Genomic DNA, 6,401 nt, shown 5'->3' on the forward strand with positions numbered 1-6,401 from the left:
ATTGTCCTATTGACGGGTAGCCCACCATTTTTCTCAACTGTTTATTTATTTTGAACAGCGGCATCCTTGCGAACACGATAGCCTTTACCCCAAATGGTTTGAATGACTTCTTGGTCTACCTCTAGAGTTTCCAATTTCAATTTGATATTTTTTACTAATGAAGATAGCTGCGCCAAACGCGACTGAGAAACATTGCCCCAAAGCGTCATGCATAGCTCATCACGTGAAACGATTTCACCTGGATGACTTCGTAATTTTTCTAATACCTGTAATTCAAGGGAAGACAAATTGATCAATGTTATCGCTGAGAGACCTTTATCTTCTCCCTCAGGTGCGCATTCTTCCACAGCAACAGGTTCAAACGATCTTCCTTGATACTGTGTAGCGACTTCAGCCAGCTGTTCTCGCAAAACTTCAACTGAATCGCTATTTTGAACAATTCCACTTAAGCCTTGTTCATTTAACAACGCGCGCTCATCCTCATTCAAGTAATGATCCACTTCGCGTAAAATACTCTGACCTCGACCTTTCAGCTTCGGCAGCATAAATTCCATTTCGTAGCTTGAGATCGTCTCACCAATGATAATAATCGGAAAATGGTTAACCAAATCCGGCATACGTCCATTCATTTGGATCTCATTTAGAATGCTGGTGGAACAAAATACCTCGTAATTTAAATGTTGCAATTTATTGGTTATAATTTCTTCCGCTAAAATATTTTTAGTCAAAACTAATACTCGAACCATTTACTCGCCCTCAATTTCTACACAATAATCATTATGAATAGAATATAACTTAAATTTAAGCAAATAAAAGGTCTTTTTTTAGATGATACTAAATAAAATTATGAACATTTTGGACTATTTCACTTTTTTAAGATTTAAATAAAGAAAAACCGTGATTTACTCTCACGGTTTAGGCAGTAACCTTATGCAATTTCTTTTCTTGCTTAACAGCCTTCTCAAATATAGGCAAATTGAATTGCTTATACAACGCGCCAGCAACAAAGTATGCGATATTGAAATCAACGAGACTGTGGATTAATCCACCAATTCCCATCAGAATGAAGACGGTATATAAATAGCCTTGGGAATAAAAGGTATCTGGCATATTCCCCATAAAGTAAAAGACTGAAACAACAAGCATTTCAGCAGCCGCATGAATGACGCCGATCACTAAGTTAAATATTTGAAAACGTCCATTCGCTAAAGTGAATTTCCCATTCTTTAATACAAGCTCTGGGTGCTTTTGCAGGTAGCTTGCCCCAATCAATGCAAAAATTAAATGAGAGAACGCCCGCAAAGCAATAATCGGTGTGGTAGAAATAAAGAAACCAAATGTTGTTCCTAAAACAACAGCAAGTGCTACTACCGGCGAGAAAAACATCGCAATAAATACAGGAACATGACTCGCTAAAGTAAATGATGCCGGTCCGATTACGATTTTAGGCATAACCATTGGGATCAAAATGCCCAATCCGATTAATAAGGCAGAGATCGTAAGGTGTTTAACAGAATTATTTTTCATTTTATCCTCCTTGATATGTCAAGACACTTAGTTCGTTCTTTAGTTTAGTTTATAACACCGGAAGTGTCAAGACAGTTAGGATGGAATTTTTTTGAAAAGTTTCACTATTGATTAGTCAAAGCTAGGCGTGCATCTCTTTCTTCAACCGTTAAATGATGAGTTTTTACATAGCGATTATTTGGGTGTTTTGCACAAGCAATTGAACAAGCGCCTAAGTATTTTTCTTCATTTTCTTCAGAAACCAATATTTGACGATTGCATTCTGGGTTGCTGCAATTGATGTAACGTTCGCACGGAGTACCGTCAAACCACTCTTTACCAATGACCTGCTTATCTACCTGATTGATCTCTACGCTGATGCGTTCATCAAACACGTACATTTTTCCGTCCCACAACTCGCCACGCGTTGCCTCATCTTTACCATACGCTGCGATCCCGCCATGGAGTTGTGCTACGTCTTCAAAGCCTTCACGCAATAGCCAGCCAGAGAATTTCTCACAACGAATGCCGCCGGTACAATAAGTCACAATTTTTTTATCCATAAATTGCTCTTTATTCTCACGAATCCATTCAGGCAGTTCCCGGAAATTATGAATCTCTGGACGAATCGCTCCGCGGAAATGACCTAAATCATATTCATAGTCGTTGCGGGCATCAATGACGACTGTCTCTTCATCTAATAAGGCCTCACGAAATGCTTGCGGCTCCAAATAATTTCCCGTTAATTGCCGTGGATTCACATCCTCCTCCAAGTGAAGTGCTACTAGCTCTGATCTTGGCCGAACAAATAGTTTTTTAAAGGCATGGCCTTCACTTTCATCGATCTTGAAGTAGGTGTCCTTAAAACGATCATCCTTCAACATTTTTTCCATATACTGGTCTGTCGCTTCTTTTGTACCAGACAAGGTTCCATTAATGCCTTCTGGAGCGACTAAAATTCTTCCTTTAATTCCTAAATCACGACAAAAAGCAAAATGCTCTTTAGCAAAAACTTCTGGGTCTTCAATTTTTGTATAGTTATAGTAAAGTAAAACACGATAATCCATTATGCTTCCTCCTGTTTCTTTGATTCTTTACTACTATAGGAGATGCCCTTTGTTTTTTCGAGATTGATGCTTGTGGAATTATTTACAAACCATTTAAAAAGCAACGTTCTGTATCTTCTAGGATTGTCCCTAGAGCTAGATACAAGACGCTGCTTTTTTATGCTATTCGTTTATAAGTTGTTGCCAGTCACTCTACTTTTGAATTAATCCGTCCAAACTTCTTTTGCTGTCTCAATGACTAAGCGTAACTTGGCCCATTGATCTTCTTCCGTTACTTTATTACCTTCATGGGTCGAAGAAAAACCACATTGCGGACTTAGACATAGCTGCTCTAATGGAACAAACTGTGTCGCCTCTTGAATTCGAGCTTTGATCGCTTCCTTGTCTTCTAGCTCCGGCGTTTTGGTGGTGATTAATCCTAGAACGATTCGCTGATCTTGGATATTTTCCAACGGCTCAAAGCTGCCAGAACGCTCATCGTCAAACTCTAAGAAGAACCCATTAAAGGCTTTAATGGATAATAAGCGTTTTGCGATTTTATCATAGGAACCATTGTATAACCAATAGGACTGGAAATTTCCTTTACAGAAGTGGAAGGTAACTGCTAAATCTGCAGGCTTCTTCGCTAGAACCGCTTCAGTAATGTCCCCAAACTCTTGAATCAATTCATCGGGATCAAAGCCGTTTTTAGCGATCAATCCGCGGAAACGTTCATCGAACAGTCCACCCCAGCTAGTATCGTCCAATTGCAAATAACGACAGCCCGCATCATAGAAAGCCTGAATCGCTGCCTGATATGTTGCAATCAAATCTTGAACAAACTCTTTCTTGTCACTATAGACCGGTGCTTCATGGTATTGCTTTGATAAAATAAAGGAATCCAAATAGATCATATTGGGTCCGGGAATCGTTTGTTTAGCGATCGTCTCTCCAGCCTGCTTTTTCGTAAATTTGAAATGATCTAAAAAGGGATGTTGAGAATCAAAGGAAAGTGGTCCGTTGACAAATGTTCCTTGCGCCTCAGTAGTAATGCCAAAAGCGGTCGTTTCAAAATCATAAACGGTAATACCATTTAAACCAGCAATAAAATCTAGATGCCACCAGCGACGACGAAATTCACCGTCAGTCACGGCCTGCAAGCCGATTTCTTTTTGCTTCTGGATCACTTTGATAATTTCTTCATCTTCTACCTTTGTCAAGGCTTCCTTCGTGATTGCGCCCTGCTTAAAATCCTCACGTGCTTTTTTTAATCTCGCTGGCCGTAATAGACTCCCCACTTGATCAAACCGAAATGGAATACTGCTCATAAAATCCTCTCCTTTTATAAAATAATAAAAAAGCCCTTAGACAGCCGAATAGCTGTCTAAGGGCATAATTGATATACGTTACCACCTTATCATACAGCGTCCTCGCGAACCGCTGTCTCATTAAGTACCCCATTCATTGGGAGACTTCTGCTGCTTAACGGGGCATTCCGTACCTTCCTAATTAGTCAGAAGGTCCACTCAAAAGCCATGTTCAAAACAAGTCCTTTCCATCTCTTTTCAGCTACCGAGACTCTCTGGGGGAAATCATTATTTCTACTTTCTTTCTCATAGTGTTTTAATATTCATCTAAGTTTAGAATAGCGGTCAGGTTTCCATTTGTCAAACCCTTTTTGAGTAAAAACTAGCTTTACCACTTCAATAACCCCATACCTTCTGACAATGTATTATGATACGATGAATCTATCAATACAACACCGTATGGAGGTTAACGATGAAAAAAATATTGATCATTGATGATGAGCAGGATCTGCTAGAAACATTCAAAGACTATTTTCAGCTAATGAACTATCTCGTTTATACTGCAGACAATGGCTTGGAAGGCTTGAAGCAATTACAGCATCAACCAGATATTATTATATTAGACGTAAATATGCCTGAAATGGACGGCTTTGAATTATGTACAATGATCCGAGAACAAATTGCTTGCCCAATCGTATTTCTTTCCGCCAAGGAGGATGAGGAAAGCCGAATCCAAGGTCTGACAATCGGCGGCGATGACTATCTAGTTAAGCCAGTAAGTTTAAAGGAACTAGCTTTGCGAATTGAAGCGCATCTTAGACGTGAGAATCGAAAACAATTCACTCGAAAAATAGCCTACTTTGGTGACTTGATGATTGATTATGACCAGAAGACTGTACAGTTTCAAAAACAAGAGATCTATCTTACTAAGATAGAGTTCGCTATCGTCGCGCTCCTTTCTAAGCACCCCGGCAGAGCTTTCTCCAAAGAAGAAATCTATCAAAAGCTTTGGAATTGGGACAAATTGGGGGACGCTTCAATTATCACAGAGCATGTTCGGCGAATTCGCAAGAAGCTTGCTGTGTATTCAGAGGATGAAATGATTCAAACCGTTTGGGGGGTAGGATATAAATGGATTGGTTAGATGAAGGGATTGCTCGGTTATTGGCTAAGAAAAGCAGCCTTAATCAAAGTCTGCTTCTTTATCTCTTTTTCGGGACAATAGCCGTTGCCCTCGCAACATTGATTACCATCTCTTTATGTGTTAGCTGGGAACGGTTGATCCTGATGTCGGACTCTGGAGATACACATTTTTGGGCTTTTTTGACATGGACTCCTTCTTTCCCCATTGAAAAAGAACTCCTGCCAACCATACGATTGATCGAGTTCATTCGTCGATACGCTATTTTTGCTTACGGCTTTCTAGGTGTCTATTTTTCGACAAAACTCTTCTATAATAAACGAATTCTACAGCCCATTACAATTCTAGAAAAAAGCATCGAACAAATCGACCAAGGAAATTATCATCAACCAGTCTATTACAGTACCTATGACGAATTTGAAAAGACGTCTCTTGGGCTAGATCACTTGCGGCTAACCTTGCAAACCAATCAACAGAAACTCCATGACCTTTATCAGGATCAGAAAAAAGTCAATGCAGCCTTTTCTCATGATCTCCGCACACCCTTAGCGACTATTCAAAATAATCTAGAGCTGATTGAAGCTTTTTATGAACAAGAACGTTTGACTCCAGAAGTGTTTGAAAAATCCGCTACGAAAATAAAAAACAATATCACTCGACTAACTTCTTTTTCTGAAACCATGCAGCAATTGCAAAAATTAGAAGACCGATCTCTTCATAAAACCATGCAGCCGTTGAAGCTGATTGAAGAGCATTTAGAAGACATCGGGCACCATTGGACGGAGAAACAATTAGTTATCATGAATGACTATCCCAAGATTACTGCCACTTATGATCTCGACTTGATCAACGAAGTGCTAGAAAATCTGTTGAATAATGCCTACCGTTTCGGGAAAACTACCGTCACCGTAACAATTACTTTACAGGATAAGCTGTTAATCATCTATGTAAAAGATGATGGACCAGGCTTTTCTAAAAAGGAATTAGTAACTGCCACTGAACCATACTATTCCCAAAATAAGAACAGTCACTTTGGTTTGGGTTTGACGATTGCCGAGGCACTAACACGAAAACATGGCGGCAATCTGAAAATCGCTAATAGTATTGAAGGTGGTGCTATTATCTCTGCCGTTTTTGACCTAAAAAATGAAAAATCCGCATTTGTAGAGAATTTATAGAGATTTAATGAGTATTCTTCAATTAAGGAAGCAACATTTAGTTTAGGAGGGATCAATCATGCACATCGAAATCAATCATTTAAATCAATATTACGGGAAAAGACAAGTTCTCTACGACATTAACCTGTCTATTTCAACGGGTATGTTTGGGTTACTAGGACGAAACGGCGCTGGAAAAACGACACTGTTGAAAACGGAGCCACTGATAAAGTACCCTAGTTTC

At 39.4% G+C, this 6,401-nt stretch carries 6 protein-coding genes and 1 other annotated feature; of the genes, 2 read left to right on the top strand and 4 right to left on the bottom strand.

Annotation, left to right across the window (positions count from 1 at the left end; genetic code table 11):
- Window positions 1–41: 41 nt before the first annotated feature.
- The 4 genes from RV13_RS19890 to RV13_RS19905 form a co-directional block, all read right to left on the bottom strand.
- Window positions 42–746, bottom strand: coding sequence for a winged helix-turn-helix domain-containing protein (locus RV13_RS19890; RefSeq protein WP_010745470.1), 705 nt, complete (start codon window positions 744–746; stop codon window positions 42–44).
- Between the two features lie 169 nt (window positions 747–915).
- On the bottom strand, window positions 916–1,527 hold the full coding sequence (locus RV13_RS19895; protein WP_010745469.1) for a hypothetical protein: 612 nt from the start codon (window positions 1,525–1,527) through the stop codon (window positions 916–918).
- Window positions 1,528–1,631: 104 nt separating this feature from the next.
- A complete protein-coding gene (gene trhO, locus RV13_RS19900; protein ID WP_010745468.1) occupies window positions 1,632–2,573 on the bottom strand; it encodes an oxygen-dependent tRNA uridine(34) hydroxylase TrhO in 942 nt (313 codons plus the stop codon).
- A 203-nt stretch (window positions 2,574–2,776) separates the two neighbouring features.
- Window positions 2,777–3,880, bottom strand: a complete 1,104-nt coding sequence (locus tag RV13_RS19905) for a 5-methyltetrahydropteroyltriglutamate--homocysteine S-methyltransferase (RefSeq protein ID WP_010745467.1) — start codon at window positions 3,878–3,880, stop codon at window positions 2,777–2,779.
- Window positions 3,881–3,935: 55 nt separating this feature from the next.
- Window positions 3,936–4,178: a binding site (T-box leader), on the bottom strand.
- 153 nt (window positions 4,179–4,331) lie between these two features.
- Between RV13_RS19905 and RV13_RS19910 the strand changes: the two genes are divergently transcribed.
- Together RV13_RS19910 and RV13_RS19915 are read left to right on the top strand one after the other, a co-directional pair.
- On the top strand, window positions 4,332–5,003 hold the full coding sequence (locus RV13_RS19910) for a response regulator transcription factor (protein ID WP_010745466.1): 672 nt from the start codon (window positions 4,332–4,334) through the stop codon (window positions 5,001–5,003).
- Window positions 4,991–6,178: a sensor histidine kinase gene (locus RV13_RS19915; RefSeq protein WP_010745465.1), complete on the top strand. Its 1,188-nt coding sequence runs from the start codon at window positions 4,991–4,993 to the stop codon at window positions 6,176–6,178. The genes RV13_RS19910 and RV13_RS19915 overlap by 13 nt, the downstream gene beginning before the upstream one ends.
- The last annotated feature ends 223 nt before the right edge of the window (window positions 6,179–6,401 follow it).

It is taken from the genome of Enterococcus raffinosus (assembly GCF_001886185.1).
GTDB lineage: Bacteria > Bacillota > Bacilli > Lactobacillales > Enterococcaceae > Enterococcus_A > Enterococcus_A raffinosus.

Bases quoted from the DNA above. Each gene is read 5' to 3' on its own strand.
- RV13_RS19890 (WP_010745470.1), bottom strand. From the start codon at position 746: ATGGTTCGAGTATTAGTTTTGACTAAAAATATTTTAGCGGAAGAAATT.
- RV13_RS19895 (WP_010745469.1), bottom strand. From the start codon at position 1,527: ATGAAAAATAATTCTGTTAAACACCTTACGATCTCTGCCTTATTAATC.
- trhO (WP_010745468.1), bottom strand. From the start codon at position 2,573: ATGGATTATCGTGTTTTACTTTACTATAACTATACAAAAATTGAAGAC.
- RV13_RS19905 (WP_010745467.1), bottom strand. From the start codon at position 3,880: ATGAGCAGTATTCCATTTCGGTTTGATCAAGTGGGGAGTCTATTACGG.
- RV13_RS19910 (WP_010745466.1), top strand. From the start codon at position 4,332: ATGAAAAAAATATTGATCATTGATGATGAGCAGGATCTGCTAGAAACA.
- RV13_RS19915 (WP_010745465.1), top strand. From the start codon at position 4,991: ATGGATTGGTTAGATGAAGGGATTGCTCGGTTATTGGCTAAGAAAAGC.